This window comes from Roseovarius halophilus (ex Wu et al. 2025) (genome assembly GCF_047086965.1).
This window is the reverse complement of record NZ_JBKOTX010000101.1, coordinates 1-20438: the sequence shown is the minus strand read 5'-3', so window position 1 is coordinate 20438 and position 20438 is coordinate 1. Positions and strand designations below refer to the sequence as shown.

Here is a 20438-nt window from a genome sequence, read left to right as displayed (position 1 = left end):
GGGGGCACGGCGCCGGGATGGGGCGCCCGCCCCTCGGCCCGGCCGGTGGACAGGTAGTGCAGCAGCGGGTTGAGCCCGGCGGCGGCCACGTCCGGATTGGCGCCGAGATAGAACCGGGTCGAGAAATTCGGCCCCGGATCCCGCCCCAGAAAGGCCCCGATCCGGGCGAAATGTGCGGCCGGGTCGAGCGGCAGGCGCGCGACGTCCGGGTAGCGCCGCCAGTACCATGCCGCGTCGAAAAGCGCGGTTGCCCGGATGCGGGCGATGTCGCTTTCGGGAACCGGGGGGCGCACGGGCTCAGCGCCGCCGGGGCCGGAGGCGGGCCAGAAGGCCGGGACGGGCCGGCGGCGGGGCGGTTGCCTGCTCAAGCAGGCGCGCGCTCAGCCGGGTGATCTCGTCATCGCGTTCGGCCAGGGCGTTGCGCAGCGCCTCGGCCTGGGCCAGAAGCAGGCGGTTCTGGGTTTCCAGGGCGGCGAGCCGGCGGTCCGTCTCTTCGCAGTTCCGGTCCGTCATCCCCGCGTTTCCTCCGCGTCGTGCTGCTTGGCCCGGATGCGGGCCAGGTTCGGCTCGGCCTGCTCCCGCATGGTGATATTGCCGAGGCCCGTCTCGTCGATCACATGGTGCCCGGTAATGACGGGCAGGGCCACCGGGGCGCTGTCATGCGTGTAGCGCAGGATCAGGTCCCAGTCCACGAAACGGGTGAGCGCGCTGTCGAACCCGCCCAGCCTGTCATGTAGCTCCCGGCGGTGCAGGAAGCTGTTGAGGTCGATGTAATTCTCCTCGGCCAGCGCCGCCGGATCATGGGGCCGGAACAGGATATCGCTCCAGCCTGCCGACAGGTTGTGACGGCAGAGCGCGGTATAGGCACTTTGGGCGCCGCGACCGGCCAGCAGCCCGGCCGCGCCGAAAAGCAGGTGATCGGGGTCCCACCGGTTGTCGCTGTCAAGATAGGCGATGATCTCGCCGCCTGCGCGCGCAAGGCCGGCATTGCGTGCCGCCGACACCCCGGATTGCGCCTGCTCGATCAGCACGAGCCGCCCCTCGGCCAGCGGCTCGGGGAAGCGCGTCCGCAGCAGGTCGGCGGTGGCGTCGGTGCTGCCGTCGTCGACCACGATGACTTCCTGCGGGGCGAAGGACTGCAGAAGCGCCGAGGCCACCGCCGGGATCACCGTGTGTGCCCGGTTCCAGGTTGGCAGGATGACGCTTATGCCGGGTCTTTCCCGCCCGAGCAGCATCAGCGCCTCGTCGCGCAGGGCGCCCGGCAGGTCGGCCGCGAAACGCGGCGGGGCCGTCGTGCCGGCCAGCTCGGCGAGGGTGCCGAAGGCGCTGTCGGGGTAGGAGCCGGGAAATTCCCGCACCAGGGCCCGGGGCAAGCGGCCCTCCGCGGCGCCGCCCGACAGGTAATGGTCCAGCGGGTCGATCCCGGCATTGGCCACATCCGGGTTCAGCGCCCGGTAATCCGCGGGGGAAAAGGCTTTCTTGCGCAGGTTGGCGGGCAGATCGGGCAGCAGCCGGGCGAGCAGCAGTCCCATGGCGTGGGCATCGCCCGTCAGCCGGTTTTCCCGGGGGGAGGCGTGAAGCTCGCGCAGTACTTGCAACTCGAACCGGGCCTCCTGAAGCGCGATCCGGGTCGGCAGCGTGTCCTGGGCCAGCCGCGTCAGGAGATGTTCCAGGCATTCGGCCAGCGGTCCGTATCCCGGCCCGTCCTGCCCGCGGCACCAGGCCAGCGCGGCCTGAAGCTGATGCGTTAGCGAAAGCGTCGGGGCGCCGCTGTCGTCGGTGACCGGGCGGTCGAGGAAGCGCCGGAGTTCCGCCAGCGTCTGCGGCATGTCGGACGACCCTGGGGGCATGGCTGAAACTCTCCGTCCCGCGCGGGATGCTACGGCTGTTCCGGGTCCGCGACCTTGAACGCGTCCCGCCCCTCGGACTTGCCGCTGCGCACATAATGCATCAGCGCGGCCATGCCATGCGCGGTGACATCGGGATTGTGCAGGTGGTATTTCATCGAATCGAATTCCGGCCCCGGATCGCGCAGCTCGTACGCGCCGTAGCGGACGAAATGGCGCAGCGGCGTGTCCTTCGCCTGGGCGAGATCGGGGTAGCGTTGCAGATACCACTCGGCATCGAACAGGCCCGAGGCGGCGATCAGGCGCATGTCCTCGTTGATCCTGTTGCGGGCCCTCTGGTGGCGCCGAAATGCGAGCGGACGGCCGAGAGCGGCATTCAGGAACGCCTTCGTGGCGCCCAGGCTGTCGAGTACATGCTGCCTGTGATGCGCATGCTGCAGGGCCGTTTCGGTTTCGGCAAGTTTCTGTCGCGCCGCCTCCAGGAGTCGGCCCAGCGAGGCGGTTTCGTCCTGACGCCTTTCGCGTTCCGTCTCCAGGGCCTCACCAAGCGCGGCGATGTCGCCGTAACGGTCTTCCAGCGCGGCCTGTACCCTGTCGAGCTCCGCGGCCTTTTGCTGTGCGTTCTCCGCGTGGTTTTTCGCCTCGTCCCGGGTGCTTTCCAGCTCGTCGCCGAGCGCCTGCTTTTCCGCCTCCATCGTTTCGAGGCGGTTTTCCAGCTCTTTGGCTTCCTCGGCCCGGGCCTTCTCCAGCGTGGCCAGCTTGTCCTCGAACGCCTCCTTCTGGGTTTCCTGATCCTCGCGGAGCTGGTCGATCGCCGCATCCCTGTGCGAGACCTGCAGGGTCAACTGCCTGATGCGCGGATCTTCCCGGGCTGCGGCTTCGGCCGCTTGCGCGTCCCGCTCGGCCAGCCGCTCTTCGAGGGTGGCCAGTTTTTCAGCGGCGTCCTGTGCGGCGGCCTTCCAGTAGTCGGCCTTGTTCCGCGCCCGGGAGAGGTCGTGTTCAAGGCGGTCAAGCCTGACCTGCAACAGCCAGGCATCGGGTTCGTCGTCCCGTTTGGCGTCGCCGGATGCCTGCATGCTCATCGATACGGTTCGTTCCTGTCCCAAGTCGCCGGACTTTCATGCGCTGCCATCCGGGACCGCACCGTCGGCATGATCCCCTGGAAATTCAAGTTCAATGACATGCGGAGACACTGCATGGCATTCGCCGACCCAAAGCCGGCATGCGCGTTGTATAATGCGCTTTTTTTGCCACTTCAAATATTATACGCCTGCACGCAAACTCGTGTTTTATCTGTTTCATGGAATGATCCTCGCCATGCGTGATGCGCCCGCCAAGAAAAATGCCGCGGCTTCGCCCTCCGACAGCACGGCCGTGAGGGCCCCGTCGGGGTCACGCAATCACGTCGCGCCGGTTTATCCGGGCCGGGTCGATGACCCCTCCGCAACGCGGGCCATTCGCCATCGCCTGCACTGGATCGCATCGCGGGTGTCGGGCGGGCGTATCCTCGATGTCGGCACCGGCGAGGGCATGTTGCCCGTTCTGCTGGCACGGGAAGGGTTCGACGTGGTGGGCATCGATATCGATGCCGATGCCGTCGCCCGGGCCGGCGCGCTGCTTGCCGATGAGGCCGAAACCGTGCGCGAGCGGGTGGAATTCCGCAATACCAGCCTGTTCCAGGACCGGTTCGACCCGCTCTTCGACACGGTGGTCCTGGGAAACGTGCTGGAACATGTCACCAATGTTCCGAACTTCCTGCACATGGCTTGTAGCCATCTTCGTGACGAAGGCCGTCTCGTCCTGACTGCCCCGTTCGGTGTGCAACCCGAACAGGACCAGATACAGAGCTTCTTCCTCAGCGATATCCAGCAAGCGCTCGGTGCCCACGGCCATGTCGAACAGCTTGATGTCGCGGATGGATATATCCGGGCCGTGATGACCAAGGGCGCGGCCGGGGACAGCGCCGGGCAGGACCTGGTCAGCCCGTTGCTGGCCCGGACCGAACAGGCCGCTTTCGAGATCCAGGCGGCCCTGTGGCAACGGCTCGGGGCGGATCACGACAGGCTGCGACAGGCCGAAGACGCCCGCGACAGCCAGCAGGCCCGCGCGGACCGCGCCGAGCGGGCCCACGCGGACCTGCAACAGGAGGTGCAGGAACGCCTCGCCCTCTTCGAACGGCGCGAAGCCGAGCTCGAAGGGCTCAAGGCGGATCTGCACCAGGCCGAGACGCGCAGTCAGGCCCTTGAAGACACCACCGCGCAGCTCCGCGGGGAGCTGGCGGCCGCGCAGGCGGAACTGAATGCTGAAAGACACCAGCAGGAAGGCATGTCGGAGCGACTGGCCGAACAGACGGCGCAGATCACGGCGGTACAGGAAGAAAATACCGTGCTGACACGGGAAGTGGCGGCCGAACGCGCGGCGCGCGAGACGGCCGAGACCCGGCTCTCGACACTGCGCGCGGCCTTTCTAGAGCTGGAAGAGGAAAACCGCCGCCTGACCCGGCAGATCGACGAGGCGGAGTTTCGCCAGCAGGATCAGGGCAGCACTGAAAAGTCCGCCTGAAAGGCACCGGAATCCCGGGCTGACCCCGGGTTTACAGGTCGGCCTCGAAATCCCGCCATGCGGCGGCGCGCATCGCCAGATAATTGGCTGTCAAGCGGCCTGTGATCTTGTTTTCGGGTCCGAGGGTGTAATCATCATTGATGCGGCGCATGATGAAACCGGCCGCGTCGAGATGTTCCAGAACCTGCCCGGCACCGCTTCCCGCCGCCACGAGCTGACGGGGGTTGATCTCGATGAAGATCGCGAGGCCCGGGGACTTGGCAAGCGTATGCGTCGCGCCACGCAGGATGGCACATTCCGACCCTTCGGCATCGCATTTCATCACGTCCAGTGCCGGCAGTCCCAGCCCTTCTGCCGCATTATCCAGAGACGTCAGGGGAACTTCCGTGCCCGTGTCGCCGGCCCCTTGTGCCAAGAGGGAATGGTTGGAATGGCCGGTCCCGAAATACAATGTCACCGTGCCCCGAGAGTCGCCCAGGGCGCGCTGGAAAACCCGGGCACGCGTGGAGCAACTTCGTCGTAGAAGGGTGAAATTGTCGGGATGTGGTTCGAACGCGATGACTTGGCCGGAAGGGCCGGTCAAGTCTGCCATGAGGGTCGTGAAATAACCGATATGCGCCCCGATATCGACCGCGCAGTGGCCGGGACGGGCCAGCCGTTCCATCAGCAGGCGCGTGGGCCGTTCAAGCCACCCGGTCGCCCGCTCGATGCGCCACAGCAACGAAACCGGCGCATTCTGCCGGACCGGGGGCGGGGCCAGGCCGGCGCGTTTTTCCGCCGACCGGGCCAGCCTTTCCAGGAAACCGGGCGTGGCTGCGGATTTCAGAATCCGTGAATACCGCGCCCTGGGCTCTCCCACCAGTTCCGGCACATGGGCGACCAGGGGGTGTTCGTCATGCTCCAGCCGGTGAAAATCGATATGCGGCAGGGATGCCAGATAGGCTGTGCGCATCGGCCCGGTATAATGGATAACATTGTCTCCGGGCCGCGCCGGGGGCGCCGTGCGGTTCCAGCCGGGGTCCAGGCACTGGAATGCGGTATCGAACGGGGACTGCTTGAGATAATGGATGAAATGGCCATTTTCCCCCTCCGCTGTCACGCGGTCCTCGCGCGGCACGGGACGGGCGGCATTGGCGATGCAGGTGCGCAGGAAGCTGGTCGCCCTTGAACGCCCGCCTCCCCGCAGCAGGACCACCCCGGAATTGGGCCGTCCCGACACGCCGAGCGCGGCAAATATATCCGCGTTGGGATGCCGCGCCAGCACATCGCCGAAAGCCGGCGCCTCAGTGGTGATGCGGGCATCGGCATCGAGCAGCATCACGTCGCGACCGCCCTCCAGCGCCTCGAGCGCGAGGTGGAATTTCAGCCATTTCGGATGCGGGCCGCTGGCGGGGGCCTGTTCGACCAGCGTGTATTCCAGCCCGTGACGCCGCGCATAGGCGCGGTGACTGGCAATGCATTCCGGCCAGATCCGGACATAACCGCCGGAGGCGACGCAGATGATCTGACGCGGTGTCATGTGCGACGCTCCCGCCGGGATTGTCATACCCTGATCTTGTCTGGATCGAACCCCTCGAATGAATATTCCGGGAACAGCTCGAAGGAGGGAGCGTTCCATTCGTAGACCAGAGCTTTCAACTCCTCATCATAGAAGTCGTGATAGGTCTGGTCATTCTTGAGCGCCCCGGTGACGTTCTTTTTCGCAACGGCCACTTTCTCCGCGATGCCTATTTCCGCAAGAATTCTCTCGAGATCATCCGAGATGTTTTCCTGATGAATGAAAAAATCGATACGGCCATCGTCAAGAAAGTGTGCCTGTACCGCCATTGGCTGATCATAGCGCCTGAATTCCGATCTCAGGTATTCGGAGAACGACATCGAGATCTGGCTTTGAATACGCCGGACATATCGGTCGCGGTCACCCTTGGGCAGCTTGTTGATCCATGAATTCTCGTTCTGGATCTGTTGAGCGCGTTTCGTCTTGTTGCGGAGATACTTTGCGACATGAAACGAAAACGGATTCCGTACGCCGACCATCGTCTTGAAATCCAGTATTTCGGGCGTCATCAAGCCGCCATCCCGCATTTGTTGCGGTGTCGCATGCTTGCGTGGGGTGATCCGGGTATTTCCGGAGACAATATCCGTCTCCGGATAATATTCACCGCCGATCCCGCTGAACAGGGCATCAATAATGGCTGTACTGCCTGTTGCCGGAGCTGAATAGAAAAGAAACTCGTGTTCCCGAGACAAGAATGGCATCACGTATCTCCTGGTTAGGCGACAGTTTCGGGGGGGATTTCATGCAGCGCCTTTTTTAGTCGTTCCAGGCCTTCCCGCGCGCCACTGGCAAGTTGCTCGCGGCTCGTTCGCGGAATGCGCGCCATGAAAGGAGAGAAATGATCCGCGAGCCTGGGGTCCTTGAGGTTTGACAGCAGGTCCTCGCGCTCGATCCGGCGCATGAAGTTGCGGCTCTTGTCGGTCGGGGACAGCACGATGGAGGGCACCCCGTACATCGCGGCCACCACCGAGCCGTGAAACTTCATACTGGCCAGGGCGGTGCATTCCCCGATCGCCCGGCACTGGTCCCAGATATTCTCGGAATACACGATTTCCTTGTCCGGGAAATCGAACTCGTCGGCGGTGGAGCGGTCATTCTCGCCGGTCAAACCGTTGCCCAGAATGATCTGGCGTATCCTGTAGCCATGGGAAGCTGCTTTTTCGCAGAGTTTCTTCACCTGGGTATAGTCGTCTTCCCCCCCGCGGCGGAAACGGGTGACGATGCCCAGGACGGGGTCCTCCGATGGGCTCGCGGGCGGCAGATTGAGCGCACAGACCATGTCGGGCGCCTCGATCACCTTTTCGCATCTCAGGTGCCTTCCGATCCATCGTTCGCTTTCCGGATCGCGGGCGCTGACATAATGGACGTTTTCGTGATTGACGAAATTCCGCAATTTCTGGATGACGTTCTTGTCGTAGCCGCCCCATGTGGGAACGCCGACGCTGTTCACGATGACCGGTTTCGAGAGGAATTCCTCGCGCCAGTAAAGGCCCGACAGTGACCATGGAATGATCAGATCGCCACCACCGATCACGAAGGCATCGCAATCCCCGATCATCTCTTCGATGGGCCGCGAGAAATACGGCTTTTTCAGAAGGTCGTGCACGACCTTCACCTCGAAGTGAGGCTCGAGAAACTGCCTGTAGGCTTCCACGAAAAGTTCGTCTCCGAAATTCCCCCAGCCGAAGAATCCCACAAGCCCGATTTTCTTCACTTCATTTCCTTCCCTTGGCAAAGCCGCCGGAGCAGCCGGGTTTTCTATTCGCCTCGATCGCGCAAATCGAGGCGTTGCCTCACTCCCGCGCGTAGACATCTTCGTAGCGGATGATGTCGTCCTCGCCAAGGTAACTGCCCGTCTGAACCTCGACAATGACCATGTCGATCTTCCCGGGGTTTTCCATGCGGTGCACGGCGCCCAGCGGGATATAGACCGACTCGTTCTCGGAGATCAGCTGCACGTCGTCATCCACCGTCACCTTCGCGGTGCCCTGCACCACGATCCAGTGTTCCGACCGGTGGTGATGCGATTGCAGCGACAGCGCCGCGCCGGGATGGACCACGATCCGTTTCACCTGGAACCGGTCGCCCATGGCGAGGCTCTGGAACCAGCCCCAGGGCCGGTGATCGCGCGGGAACTCGGTGGCCTGGGGGGCCTCGAGCTGCGCGACGACCCGTTTCACATCCTGGCTGCGTGATTTCGGGGCCACGAGTACCGCGTCGGGCATGGCGATCGCGACCATGTCTTCCAGCCCGATCCCGACAAGCTCGAGATCGGGATCCTCCGATCGCAACAGGGTGTCGCGACAGTCGAGCGCGGTGGCGTGGTCCGAACAGACATTGCCCTGTTCGTCGGGCGCGCCCTGTTGCCAGACGGCCCCCCAGTCGCCCAGGTCGGACCATGCCCCGTGAAAGGGCATCACCTGCAGGTTGGCGGCCTTTTCCATGATGGCATAATCGATGGAAATGTCCTCGGCCGCGCTCCAGGGGGCCGGGGCGAGGCGGGTGAAGGCGAGATCCCTCTGCGCCTCGGTCAGGGCGTGCCCGACGCTGTCGCTCATCGCGGGGGCATGGGTGGCGTAACTGTCCACGGCCGCGCGGATGGACATCAGGAAGATCCCCGCGTTCCACAGGTGTTTGCCCGAGGCGATCATCGCCGCGGCCCGGTCCGCATCGGGTTTTTCCACGAACCCGGCGAGCGGTTGCGGATGTTGAAGGCCGGCATCCGCGCCCTCGGCCAGTTCCAGGTAGCCATACCCGGTCTCGGGGCGGGCCGGCGTGATACCGAAAGTGACGAGATCACCGGATTCCGCCGCGGGCGCCGCGGCCCGTATCGCGGCCCGGAACGCATCGGCATCGGGGATCGCGTGATCGGACGGGGCGACCAGCATCGCGCCCTCGGGCGCGGTGCCCTCAAGCCAGAGCGCGGCCGCCAGGACAGCGGGGGCGGTATTGCGTCCTTCCGGTTCGATCAGCACCGCGGCGGGCGTCACGCCGATCTGCGCAAGCTGCTCGGTCACGATGAAACGGAAACTGTCATTGGTCAGGATGACGGGATCGGCGAACCCGTCACCACGGATCCGCCGGACGGTTTCCTGGAACAGTGACAGTTCACCGGTCAGCCTGGAAAACTGCTTGGGGTAGCTCTTTCGCGACAGGGGCCAGAGCCGGGTACCGGCGCCGCCGCACAGAATGACGGGGTGGATGATCATGACACTCTCTTCCTTGGGCAGTGGCTGCGATGCGGCAGAAGGAACTTTCCTCCCACGGGCCGTTTCATGACATGGTGCCGGTAATCCCGTGGCTGTCTTTCGGGCGCGGTCAATTCTCTTCCCGGGGCGGGTTCAGGGTTTCCTGCAGTTTCTCGAAAAACATCCCGGATATCCGTGCCGGCTTCAGGGCCTCCAGCGCGGTTTCGTCGAAGACCGGGGCAGACGTGCCGGCGACGACGGAACGCATCGCCCGGTACAACCCGTCGGGGTCTTCGGGGTCGAACAGGATCCCGCCCAGTCTTTCAAGCGGGGCCGAGGCCAGGCCGCGGGGCATGAGGAAGGGTGTGCGAAAACTCGCGCTCATCAGCGCGGCGCCCGAGTTGAGCGTTTCGGCGTAGGGAAACACCATGACATCGGAGGCGCGGTGCAGGTACTGTATCTCGTGATCCTGTATGCGCCGCGGCAGCAGCCTGATGTCGGGATCGAGATCCCGGTCCAGCTGCAGCCGGCAGGCCGTGTCGTCGGCGCCGGGAACGCCGCCGATCACCGCGGCCACCGGCCGATCGCTGTCGCGGCGCAATCGGTCGAACGCCTCGAGGAAACGGTCAAGCCGCTTGTAGGACTGCAGGGAGCCGAAAAAGCCGAAGACACGGGCCTCGGACGGCAGTCCCAACCAGGCCCGCGCCGCAACGGGGTCCACGCTGTCGAGGATGGTGCCGCAATAGGTCATGTGGGGCACGGTGAAGGGGTTGGGCAGTGTCTTGCCGTAACTTTCCTCGAGCACGGGGACATGTGACTCCTGCAGTACGTGGATCGCGTCGAAATGTTCGAGCGTCCAGCGCCGCAGCTCCAGGAACGTTTCGGGAAAGCGGTTGCCGTGGGGAAAGACGTTATGCGCCGTCCAGATCAGGCGCGCCCCGGTGCGCTCGCGAAAGGCCAGGATCTGGTCACAGGCCCGGTGCAGCCGGCTTCGCGCCTCGCCCTCGGACCGTGCATCGTTGAAGATACCGGCAAACCAGTGCGCATGCAGGATGACCGGCCCGGCCCAGGACACCAATGACAGGTTCTCGGGATGCACGACCCCCGCCACGGCATAGCCATGCCTGGCCGCGGCACCGTAAAGCAGGATCTGATACTTGTTTCCCCAACTCGGCGGAAGCGTGATGATGAGCCCGGGATCCTCCCCCCGGCAAGAAGCCTCCGAGGCCTCCAGTGCCAGGAACTGGTCGACCAGGACGCGGCTCGGCTCCCTCTTGGCGTCAATAACCGGGATTGGCGCTGCCATCGGCTTTCCTTTCCACAGAGCTGTGCCGGGCATGCGCCGCGCGCGCATGGGCATAGACCTCCTCGTAGCGCCGGACGGTATTCGACCACGTACGTTCCGCAAGGATCCATTGCCGCGCCTCGGCGGCACGGTTTTTCAACTCCGTCCGTTTCCCGAGCGCCGTCTCGATCAGCCCGGCGAGATACGCGTCATCCCCCGGCGGGAAGACATCGGCCCTTTCATGGTCTTTCCCGGCGATTTCACGCGTCACGGGAACATCCGACATGAAAACCGGGATTTCCTGCGACATCGCCTCGAAGGGCTTGAGCGGCGTGACATGATCGGACGCGAAATCCCGTATCCGGGGCACGACGAAATAGTCGATGCAGTTGTACCAGGACTTGATGTCGGCATGGTCCACCCCGCCGGGCATGACAACGCGCCCGGTGAGTTTGCGCGCCCTGACCTCCTCCATGATCTTCTCCCGCTCGGGGCCGTCGCCCACCATGACCAGGTGGAGATCATGCCCGCGTGCCACCAGGCGCGTGAAGGCATCAAGCAGGACGATATGCCCCTCGCGCCGGGAAAAGTTGGAGATGTAGCCGATCGTGGTCTTGCCGGTCAGGCCGGTCCGGTCGCGTAACGCGGCGATATCGCCGGCACCGCCGAGGGTGATGAATTCGTCCCCGATCGAATTGGGCACGAAGAACAGCTTGTCCGCCGGAACGCCCCGCGCCTGAAGGTTCTCGACCATCGACAGGGAAATGGTGACCACGGTGTCGGCCGCCGCCATGCAGCGATCTTCTTGCGCCTGTCGCAGATGTGTCAGGCTCTCGCCCTTCTCGGTGTCCCCCAGCGGGCGCCAGGTATGCTCGTGAAAGGAACGGACCTCGTAGACCAGGGGCAGGTCGTTGGCCCGGGCCAGTGCCAGCCCCTTGAGCGCGTTCTCGTATCCGTGAAAGCCGGAGGCGGCATGAATGAGGGAGCATTTCCGTTTCTTGACGACGCGGTCATACATCAGGGTTTCGAACGAATAGCGCTTTGCCAGGGAAAGCGCGCGAGGTTCGATAGGGGTAAAATTGAGATAATTGACCGCCACGCCGTTGCGCGTCACCTCGCCCAATCCGTCCCGAAGCGTGTCCTGGTCCGCCGGCACCGCCCCGAGCGGCATGCAGACCACGGGCCTGAGCCCCTGCGCGGCCTGCTCCTCGACGATGCAGGTGCTGCGCACGGCGCCGCCACTGCTTTCATCGGGGCAGATCACCTTGAAAAGGTGCAGAACCGACTTGGGGTCGGGCGAAGCCACCGGCCGGCGGGCCGGCAGGGCCGGCAGCCAGCCCGGGTCGAGGGGTTCGAGTTGGTTCGACAGGGACCGTGCTTTCTGTGAGTATTTCGTCGTCTTGGGCTCCGCCCAACTGAGCGCGACATAAATGGCCCGCTGTGCCTTCAAATCCCATATGCGGTCGGCGATCTGGGCAAGCCCTGTAAGCTGGCCGGTCTTCAGCTCCGACAGGTCGAGACCGGTGAAAATGTCCTCGCGGTGGATCGGGGCACAAGTCACGCTCTTCACCCCGATCTCGGCCGGGCCGTTCACGCTCAGCAGGTAGAAGGCGGCATAGGCCGCACCCGGTGGTGTCAGAAAGCTTTCGCGAAACCAGCCCTTGCCCGGCTCACCGTCTTCCTGGAGGGCGATGTAACGGTATCCCCCGATCCGTTCCGATTCTGCGCATCCCAGAAGTGAAGGCGCTTCCAGCCGGTCGCCCGACAAGTCGAAATAAACGGGATGAATCGCCATTCGGTTACCGGACAAGGTGCCCTTGGCCCATTTCAGATTGGCCTTCACGGTCAGCCAATCCCCTTCTTGCGTGCGCGTTATCGCCTCGGCGTGCACGGCCAAACGGCGCCGTGCCAGGTTTGTCAGCAGGGGGTCCCGGGGCAGATTCCGGCGCAGGATCCCGGCATGCTCCTCCGAAAGGTCGTTGAGTATCCGGGCCTGACCGGAAAGACCGTCCAGGCAAGCGTCGGCGCTGGTGTCCAGTTCCCGTATCCGGGGGGGGTGGGCCAGTTCGGCCATGTTCGCGTCCCAGGGCATCAGGCGCCATGAGACGTGCTGCGCGCCTTCCGGCCGCTTGCAGGAAATGAAGAAGTCGGTCTCCCGCACATCCTCCGGGTCGGGGTCCCGGTCGTCCCGGATATAGGCATAGTTCAGGAACCGCTCCGACGTGGAAAGCCCTTCGGCGGTCGTGAGAACGGGCTCGCCGGCGGCGTCCTTGAAGCTGAAGATGACAATGCCGATGTGTTTGCTGTCGGCACTCCGGAAACGGAGGCGCCCCTGCAAGGCGAACCATTTCGTCAGTTCCAGACCACTTTCGCCATGGGCAATGCATTGATCCGGCGCACCGAGCCAGGCGACTTCGGGATCCTGTACGGCCAGTCCCTCCTCGGCGCGCCACCGGATCAGCCGGACGTTCATCCGTGCCGCTTCACGAGGTGCGATGAAAACGGCATGTGCCCTGAATTTCGTCTCGTTCGCGGAAAGCGCGTGATCGGACGGTGTCAGGTAGCGATACGCCCCGACCCGTGACGAGACCGATATGCCGGGTAGCGGCGGAACCTCTCTTCCGTCCCGTGTCTCGAAGATGACGGAGGCCAGCGCGAAACGCTCCGGCAGCGGGGCGGGGCTGTCGATCCAGCCGCTTACCTCGTAGCCTTCGCCGGGTTCCACATCACGGGCGAGCGATACCAGCAGGTCGAGGCCGGGCTTCTCGGAGTCCTGTTTGTCGGATAGTGTTTCCGAAAGCTGTTCGAGCGTGAGCCATTCGGGCTCTTCCGGCACCGAGACCGAGCCCGCATACCAGCGGTACAGGAAAATCTCGACACTGGTCGCCCCCGGCGGGGCCGCGGCCTCGGCCGTGACCTCGAATTGCCCGTCAAGGCCCGGCTCTCCGAGGTAGAGAAAGGCGCCGTAGCGTTTCGATTGGAAAATTCCCTTATACGGCGATGGCAGCACATTTCCTTGGGCATCGCGGAACGACAACGCGATCAGGGCGGGTGGCTTTTCCGGGGAGGGGGCGGCAACCCGAAGCGTCGTTCGCAACCGGAAACGCTGGTCCGGGAAGACCGCCTTGGAGGTCTGTGCCAGAGGGCCATCCTTCCGCGCGGCGGCCGGTTTGGCGCTAGACGACGAAGCAAGGGATGTATCGGCCGCCTTTCCGGGCGCCAGCGCCGTTTCGCCCCCCGCGGCCGCCGGCGGGGCCGTTTCCAGCTCGGGCGCTTCCAGCAGCATGACGAACCCGGCCTGCCAGCGGTGGATCTCGATATCCACGCCGGCGGCCCCGGGCGGCGGCGTGATATCGACCCACAGCTCAAGCTGCCCGCTCTGGCCCGGTTTGCCCAGATAACGGAAAGCCCCGTAATGTTTCGAATGGGAGAACCCCCGGTATGGCGGCTCCAGAACATTTCCCTGGGCATCGCGGAACGAGAACGTGGCCAGGGCGGGCGGCTTCTCAGGGGAGGGGCCGATGACGTCCAGAACCACCCGGAGATGGTGTTTCTTCTGATCCGAAATTCCCGTCGTGAACTGGGTGAGTGCGACCATGACCGGAATTTCTCAGATCTCACGAAAGTTTTCACATCTACTCGAAAGATACTCCTAATTTAAATGCCCCGGGGTGGCAAGGTTGTCGCCGCGCGGGAAGCGAAGCAACGACGTTCAAAGTTCAAATATCCTCGAACTGCAGTCGAAAACGCACTCGCTTGCCTGCCAATGGACCGAACACGACGACTTGCGAAGGCTGGTAGTCATTAACCCGGGTGCTGAGGACGCTTCTGAACATCCCATCCAGACCGGAATGCAGGCGGCAGCGCCCGAGGCGATACGAAGCGTCAACTGCTTGCGCCGCCCGCGTATACACGCCATGTGTAGCAAGCCACGGGTTATATCGGACCGGAAGAAAGCCCCGGCTAACCCCTTTCAGACGGAAAATGAAATGTGCATCATGCACGCATAACAGTCAGGATTATTCACCCATCATATGCAGCAAAGAGAAACACCATGACGCCAGATGATTTCTTTGTTTTTTCTGTGGGTCAAAAACTCCCAGATCTTTTTTTTCGCGGTCATGCGTTTTTTGAAGAGGATTTCGTTATTGGTGAATCTGGCCTGCGTAACTTTGAATCAGAGAGACAGCGCTGCGCAGAAATTCACGAAGATGGTCGCTATTTTCTGCTCCGCAAGGAAGGCAGCGACCACGTCGCTGGAACCGACTTCAACGGTACAATGAAGCTTTTTCTTTATAGGGATAGTAGCAAATGGGCCTTGTCTAATTCATTTTCCAAACTGCTGGATTTCGTAAGGGCTGCTGGATGGCGTATCACACCGCAGCCGGAACACTTGAATGCTTGGCTTCTCACAGGCCCGTTCTGGCAGCAACTCTGGTCATTTAAAACGGCAGTCGACGAAATAGAACTCGTTCCGGCACAAGCTGAGATACGAATTTCAAGATCTGAAATCAAACTGACCATGAAATCGACAAAGCCGACGGCAGAAACTTATGAACAAGCGATGATTCGTTTCATATCTCTCTGGGTTAACCGAACTGCGACACTCATTTCAACGCCCGGAATTTTTGTAAAATCAGACATAACGGGCGGCGTTGATTCTCGCATCAATCTTGCGCTCATCATGTACGCTCAGTCAAAGCTGGGACTTAGCATGACCAATGAACTGACTTTCAATTGTGGGAAACATGGAAGGCACCGGGAAGATTTCAAAGTAGCCGAACGGCTTTCCAAGTTTTATCGGTTTCCATTGAACAAACCGCTTTCTGTTCCCGTCTCATGGCGAAGTTCTCGTGAATGCTTTGAGATGTGGCGTTTGTCATCACTTGGTGCATACAGCCCGGTTTACTTTCCGGACCATCAATTTAGTGAAAAACTCGTCAATATTGGCGGCGGCGGAGGGGAAAGACATCGGCCTTTCTATCCGAACACCGATATCGATACTTTTTTCCACAAACATGAGGATAAGTTCGTCAGCGAAGAGTTTTTTCAGCGAATAAAAATAGACGTTAAAGAGGCTTTAGAAAGAATTTTCTCAACCTCTGACACGATTAACCCAATGATCGCGCATTACCGCGAATTTCGAGATCGCTTACATTCCGGCCTGCTTGCCAACTATTCCATTCGCATATCGCCACTTGGATCAAAATATCTACAGGAGGCAACCAGTTTCAAATCATCGCAGGAAATCGCAAGAAACCAGGTTCTCTTCGATGCCATGAATGCATTGATTCCGGATCTTCTGACACGTCCTTATGACAATCCGAAAAAAGAGCCCGCAAAAGAATGCCTTGATACCTTGTTGTTATTGCCAAAATGCGAAGTGCTAATTGGTAAGACTTTTCAGGGAAGTGGGCATGAACGAGTTTCAACTAAAAAAAATGACCGACGACCAATCGACCATCTCGCAGAACATCTTTCCAAGATAGCGAAGCGAAATTTAGCTTCGGACGCCGCGATGAAAACCGCGGTTCAGCAGGGAAAGTTTTCCCATCCAGTGGATGCAAAAAACATTCATGCAACTATTCTGGAAAACGAGATATCTTGCTGACTTGATGCAACAAAGGGTTACGGTCGCATCTATAAAGATCTGATACCTTACTCTTAATCTTGAGTTAACACCCCCAACTCTCGTCCCACCGTCTGCTCGTATCCCGATTGCGCGCGCACCCTTCGGGCTGCGCTTTCGGAAAGCTTCAGGAACAGGTCGGGGTCGGTGTAGAGGTGCTCGATCGCGTCGGCAAGGGCCACCGGATCCTCGGGTGGGGCCAGCAGACCGCAGCTCTCGTCGACAAATTCAGGAATTGCAGCAATATCAGTCGTCACCGGCACCAGCCCCGAGGCCATCGCCTCGTCCCGCGACACGCCTTGGCTGTCCATCCGCGACGGGCACAGGAAAATTCCGTGTTCCGCGTGATATGCGGCGATTTCTTTCTGGGAAAGGAATGTCTCGTGCAGGTTGACATTGGAGTGATGCGCGATGCGTTGGGTGAGAGGTCTGAATAATGGGCCACTGCCAACAAGAGTGAAGGACAGGGTGTCAAAAAGAGGGCGTGTGGCCAACTCCTCGATCGCGGCGACGGTCAGGTCATTGGCATAGGTCGCGGAGCTGTAGGGACGTATTGACAGGATCCGAAGCCGGTCCTCGGGGGTCTTTTCACGATAGGCAAAGAAATCCCCGTCCACGTAGTTGTGAATCACCGAACAGCGGCCTTCGGGTGGGGCACGACCCACGTCCTCGGTGGCCTCTCGGCGCAGCGTCTCCGAGACAAACACCATGTGCAGGTTGGGGCTGGGATCGGCAAAAACCTCCTGCCACAGCTTTAGATAACCTTCGGCGCGCCGTTTCTTCTGCGCGATCTCGTCGGTGGTCATATGCGAAAACTCGTACTCCCGCCGCTTCCAATGCTGGATTTCGGCGCCGTGGATCCAGATCGTCACCTTCAGATGGTCGAGATGAGGTTTGAGCACCTCCCACATCTGCCGGTCGAGCATGTGCACCAGAACATGCCTGTACTGGCCCGTGCGCAAGGTCGCGTCCAACAGTTCGGCATCGCCGGTGGCGACGTCGATATTCTCGAACTCGTCATAGGCCTTCGTGATACCCGGGTTCATCCGGAAGATGTCCACCCCCTTGCCGCCTGCACGGTAGCCACGCACCCGACTGTGCAGGAAGCCGTACTTGTAGAGATCATCATAGGACGGGTACTGCTTGGTCAGCACCAGCGTGTCGGAGTTGCCCATGATCACCGGAGGCATGGCGGTATCGGCACCGAACGTGATGTCACCAAGCGCGAGAGAGCCGGTGCCGACCAGCCTGAGCCCGAAGCGCAACTGCGTACAATCATCCGGGATGGCAAGCGCGTGGCGCCCCCCGGCTGAAAGCATCGAGTGGCTGATCTTGCGATTGTCATCCGTGTAGAATTCACAGACCAGGCTGGCTTGCGCCAGGTCGTGATCCATCTCGAAATTCAAGCTGCTCTGATCCGTCAGATTCAAATCTTTGCGGGGAAGCTTTGCCTTCATCCACAGATACGCGGCCTGACCGGTATCGGTATCGCGCGCGACAATCAGCCGTCCGTTGTCCTTCCGCTTGGTAAGCGGCATGGATTTCGAAACGATCGATCCGCTGAAAAAGGTCTCGGCGCTCAGTGATGGCAGGGCGGTTCCGCGGGCCCGCATCCGAGGTTTTGCAGCCGGCAAGCGTTCGGCTGTTTCGTAAAGGGAGGACGTATTACAGCCTTGGAAGGGCAGCTCGAGATCATCAGCCAGGGCTGCGGCCGCATCCTCGCCCGCACCATCGCGGCAATAATTGAACTCGTCCAGCGCCAGTAGGGACATACCGGAAACAGTGGTGCTCTCCGGGGCTTGCAGCATGTCGCGAACCAACTCAGGCGTAAGATGTGCGCTACGCAAAACTGCGGCGCGCAAGAGCAGGGCGTCCACGGGGCCATAACGCAGTTCTTCGTTGTGCAGGCTCATACCCTTGGCTGCAAAGGTATAATGGCAACCCTTGCCAAACCCCTCTGCATCACTGTAGCGGGCCGCCAACGTCAGATCGGTCAGGTAATTCGGGCCATAATGATCACCTGTATGCATCCCCCCGGAAAAGGCGAACTCGTTGCATTCGGCCATGACGGTGGAAATCAGGCTGTCGGCATCCCGGAACACCTGGATATCCGGCTCCGTTCCGTCCGGAGCGCCTCCGGGACACAGCAGGAACAGTCGCTTTCGGTCATGTGTCTGGGCGCGGAACTGCGCGATGAGTTGTTCAGCCCCGTCGATGGTCGGGGCATGGGCTATGAGCGCCGCGCCTGGCTGCTCCTCCCAATAGGGTTTATCCTGAACTTTCGATTGGATATAGGCTAGGCGTGCGGCGTAGGTGTGCTCGCGCATCACCTTGCGTAGCCCCAGCAAGCGAAACTTGCGATACTCCGTGTCATCCGCCGTCAACCGGTCCAGTCGGGCAGCCAGTTGATCGCGCTGATCCGAACAAATCACCAAATCGCCGAACATCATGCGCATGCCGCGTGAAAAATTACTGACAACCACGGTATTGGATGCCATGAGCTCATACACGCGTCGCGCGAACATGGTCTGCGACTGCTTGATGGTGTTCATGTTGATACCGTAACGGTAGCCCTTGTAGGCCTTGTCGATCTCGGAAAACGGCAGACTACCGAGGATCATGCTCCGGTATTTTTCCGGGAACTTGTAGTGCGGGTGGTCTTTCCCGTGGTTCCGGTCATAAATTTCAACGGGGCGTAGCCTGCTGACCGTATCGATGATCGCGGCGATGTCGCGCTGCCGTTCGGGATAACGCAAATAATAAGAGCCGGCGAAATTGAAGGCATCCTTGCGCGTCATCGTGGCGATCGGATTGTGCGATTGCGGTTGCGCGGCGAAGGGCAAGAAATAGATACGCTCGTGTCCGAGCGCGTCCTTGTACGCCGGAACGCAATCCATGTCGGTGGTGAAGACGAAATCACACAGCCGGGCAGCGGCGATGAAGCTATGAAAGTGAACCGGGTCTTCCTTGTTCCAGAAAACCGATGGAATACCATTGTCGCGACACCAGCTCAGCATGCGTTCCAACGGTTCGGATACCGTGCTGACCATCTTGTTCCATAGGTTGCCGTTTCCATGCCAGGCAGATTCGATGAAAACGAAATCCGGCCGGAACTCGGTCAGCTGCTGGCAGGCCGACTCCGGGTGCAACGGCAAGTAAACACATTCCGGCGTGTAGCTGGCCATGGTGAATTCGTCCATGATTCCCGCAACACGAGGTTTGTCGACACCGTCCCTTTGAAGGAAGCGCAGGCGATGTTTTCTCAGGGCGGCCAGCTGTTCCTTGTCGCGCTGCGCTTCATAAAGGGTTTCGAGTTTCTCGAAGGCCGCTGCAGCAGTGGCTTTGTCGTGAACGCGTTCAGCGCTTTTCAAGAGCGCCTCGAACGCCTCGGGCGTCTCGCAACGGTCCGATGCTGCTCGAAGAACCGCTGTTTCCGAGGTGAGTCGGCCCATGTCGCGCAAGACGCGCGCAGCTGCGAGAAATCCGTCATGAATGGGTCGGTTTTCAGTGCTCCCGGAAGCCATCAATAATTACCCCTGAAAATCTGCTTCTCGATTGATGCGGCCTGACGCCAAATGTCCCGCGCGGCACTAATCGTTGCTGTCTTAGCAAGTACCTTCCTGAGGCACAACGCGACAACATTCTCGCTGATGGCAACCCGGGCAACATCACCCGCCCACGACCTCCGAGATCATGGCGTTCATGGTCTGGGCCGTCCGCTGCCAGTTCCGGTGCTCCATGATCCATGCCCGGGCCGCCTCGCCCAGACGGCGGCGCAGGGCGGCATCCCCGAGAAGCCGGCCCAGGACCGTGGCCAGCGCATCCGGGTCGTCCTTGGCGAAGACGAGCCCGGTTTCCCCGTCCTGCACCATGTCCCCCATCCCGGCCACGGAAGAGACGACGACGGCCTTCTGCATGGCCAGCGCCTCGAGCGGCTTGAGCGGGGAGACGAGTTCGGTCACGGGTTGCGACTTGCGGGGAAAAGGGGCGATATCGACCAGGGAATAATGCGCCGCCACCGCCTCGTGCGGCACCCGGCCGGTCAGGATCAGCCAGTCGCCCAGCCCGTCCCGCGCGGCGATCCGGCGGATTCGGTCGGTGACGGGGAACGCCCCGGCGTGATCGGGCGGCTCGCTGCCGATGAGCAGCAGGCGAAAGAAATGACCCTGCCGGCGCAGGATCGCGCAGGCGCGCGCCAGGTCGTCCAACCCCTCGTACTGGGTAAAGGACCCCGCATACCCGATCACCGGCACATCGGCCGGCAGGCCGAGCCGCCGCATCAGCCCCTCGTCCCGCGCAAGCGGTCTGAACCGGGCGGGATCGCAGGCATTGGGCACCATCCCGATACGATCGGGGGCGACGCCCCTGT

Annotated in this window: 13 protein-coding genes and 1 pseudogene; 2 read left to right on the top strand and 12 right to left on the bottom strand. The window is 61.7% G+C overall.

What is annotated here, in order from left to right; genetic code table 11:
• The 4 genes and pseudogenes from ACH107_RS18815 to ACH107_RS18800 all read right to left on the bottom strand — a co-directional run.
• A pseudogene (locus tag ACH107_RS18815) lies at positions 1-293 on the bottom strand (glycosyltransferase family 2 protein); the annotation flags it as partial.
• A gap of 4 nt (positions 294-297) precedes the next feature.
• On the bottom strand, positions 298-513 hold the full coding sequence (locus tag ACH107_RS18810; RefSeq protein WP_412507135.1) for a hypothetical protein: 216 nt from the start codon (positions 511-513) through the stop codon (positions 298-300).
• Positions 510-1829, bottom strand: a complete 1320-nt coding sequence (locus tag ACH107_RS18805; RefSeq protein ID WP_412507134.1) for a glycosyltransferase family 2 protein — start codon at positions 1827-1829, stop codon at positions 510-512. Before ACH107_RS18805 ends, ACH107_RS18810 begins: the two co-directional genes overlap by 4 nt.
• 50 nt (positions 1830-1879) lie before the next feature.
• On the bottom strand, positions 1880-2929 hold the full coding sequence (locus ACH107_RS18800; RefSeq protein WP_412507133.1) for a hypothetical protein: 1050 nt from the start codon (positions 2927-2929) through the stop codon (positions 1880-1882).
• 235 nt (positions 2930-3164) lie between these two features.
• Between ACH107_RS18800 and ACH107_RS18795 the strand changes: the two genes are divergently transcribed.
• Positions 3165-4409 carry a methyltransferase domain-containing protein gene (locus ACH107_RS18795; protein ID WP_412507132.1) on the top strand — a complete coding sequence of 415 codons (1245 nt, stop codon included), beginning with the start codon at positions 3165-3167 and terminating at the stop codon, positions 4407-4409.
• A gap of 31 nt (positions 4410-4440) precedes the next feature.
• On the opposite strand, the gene ACH107_RS18790 is transcribed toward ACH107_RS18795, so the two are convergent.
• The 6 genes from ACH107_RS18790 to ACH107_RS18765 all read right to left on the bottom strand — a co-directional run bounded on the left by ACH107_RS18790 (position 4441) and on the right by ACH107_RS18765 (position 14038).
• Positions 4441-5928 carry an FkbM family methyltransferase gene (locus ACH107_RS18790; protein WP_412507131.1) on the bottom strand — a complete coding sequence of 496 codons (1488 nt, stop codon included), beginning with the start codon at positions 5926-5928 and terminating at the stop codon, positions 4441-4443.
• A 23-nt stretch (positions 5929-5951) separates the two neighbouring features.
• Positions 5952-6668, bottom strand: a complete 717-nt coding sequence (locus ACH107_RS18785) for a hypothetical protein (RefSeq protein ID WP_412507130.1) — start codon at positions 6666-6668, stop codon at positions 5952-5954.
• Between the two features lie 14 nt (positions 6669-6682).
• A complete protein-coding gene (locus ACH107_RS18780; protein ID WP_412507129.1) occupies positions 6683-7681 on the bottom strand; it encodes a polysaccharide pyruvyl transferase family protein in 999 nt (332 codons plus the stop codon).
• Positions 7682-7760: 79 nt separating this feature from the next.
• Positions 7761-9176: a mannose-1-phosphate guanylyltransferase/mannose-6-phosphate isomerase gene (locus ACH107_RS18775; RefSeq protein WP_412507128.1), complete on the bottom strand. Its 1416-nt coding sequence runs from the start codon at positions 9174-9176 to the stop codon at positions 7761-7763.
• Between the two features lie 109 nt (positions 9177-9285).
• Entirely contained in the window at positions 9286-10461 is a 1176-nt protein-coding gene (locus tag ACH107_RS18770) for a glycosyltransferase family 4 protein (RefSeq protein WP_412507127.1), read from the bottom strand.
• Complete coding sequence (locus tag ACH107_RS18765) at positions 10436-14038, bottom strand: glycosyltransferase (protein ID WP_412507126.1); 3603 nt, start codon at positions 14036-14038, stop codon at positions 10436-10438. Before ACH107_RS18765 ends, ACH107_RS18770 begins: the two co-directional genes overlap by 26 nt.
• 456 nt (positions 14039-14494) lie before the next feature.
• On the opposite strand from ACH107_RS18765, the gene ACH107_RS18760 reads away from it, so the two are divergent.
• The gene (locus ACH107_RS18760; RefSeq protein WP_412507125.1) at positions 14495-16051 is read left to right on the top strand and encodes a hypothetical protein; all 1557 of its coding nucleotides are present in this window, start codon (positions 14495-14497) and stop codon (positions 16049-16051) included.
• A 53-nt stretch (positions 16052-16104) separates the two neighbouring features.
• Here the strand turns inward: ACH107_RS18760 and ACH107_RS18755 are convergent, their stop codons facing one another.
• Both ACH107_RS18755 and ACH107_RS18750 read right to left on the bottom strand, forming a co-directional pair.
• A complete protein-coding gene (locus ACH107_RS18755; protein ID WP_412507124.1) occupies positions 16105-19593 on the bottom strand; it encodes a glycosyltransferase in 3489 nt (1162 codons plus the stop codon).
• A gap of 144 nt (positions 19594-19737) precedes the next feature.
• Positions 19738-20438 (bottom strand): glycosyltransferase family 4 protein (locus tag ACH107_RS18750; protein WP_412507123.1); only part of this gene is annotated, 701 nt, incomplete at its 5' end.

Excerpts from the sequence above, each read along its gene's own strand:
- ACH107_RS18810 (WP_412507135.1), bottom strand. The coding sequence starts at position 513 with ATGACGGACCGGAACTGCGAAGAGACGGACCGCCGGCTCGCCGCCCTG.
- ACH107_RS18805 (WP_412507134.1), bottom strand. The coding sequence starts at position 1,829 with ATGCCGCAGACGCTGGCGGAACTCCGGCGCTTCCTCGACCGCCCGGTC.
- ACH107_RS18800 (WP_412507133.1), bottom strand. The coding sequence starts at position 2,929 with ATGAGCATGCAGGCATCCGGCGACGCCAAACGGGACGACGAACCCGAT.
- ACH107_RS18795 (WP_412507132.1), top strand. The coding sequence starts at position 3,165 with ATGCGTGATGCGCCCGCCAAGAAAAATGCCGCGGCTTCGCCCTCCGAC.
- ACH107_RS18790 (WP_412507131.1), bottom strand. The coding sequence starts at position 5,928 with ATGACACCGCGTCAGATCATCTGCGTCGCCTCCGGCGGTTATGTCCGG.
- ACH107_RS18785 (WP_412507130.1), bottom strand. The coding sequence starts at position 6,668 with ATGCCATTCTTGTCTCGGGAACACGAGTTTCTTTTCTATTCAGCTCCG.
- ACH107_RS18775 (WP_412507128.1), bottom strand. The coding sequence starts at position 9,176 with ATGATCATCCACCCCGTCATTCTGTGCGGCGGCGCCGGTACCCGGCTC.
- ACH107_RS18770 (WP_412507127.1), bottom strand. The coding sequence starts at position 10,461 with ATGGCAGCGCCAATCCCGGTTATTGACGCCAAGAGGGAGCCGAGCCGC.
- ACH107_RS18765 (WP_412507126.1), bottom strand. The coding sequence starts at position 14,038 with ATGGTCGCACTCACCCAGTTCACGACGGGAATTTCGGATCAGAAGAAA.
- ACH107_RS18760 (WP_412507125.1), top strand. The coding sequence starts at position 14,495 with ATGACGCCAGATGATTTCTTTGTTTTTTCTGTGGGTCAAAAACTCCCA.
- ACH107_RS18755 (WP_412507124.1), bottom strand. The coding sequence starts at position 19,593 with ATGGCTTCCGGGAGCACTGAAAACCGACCCATTCATGACGGATTTCTC.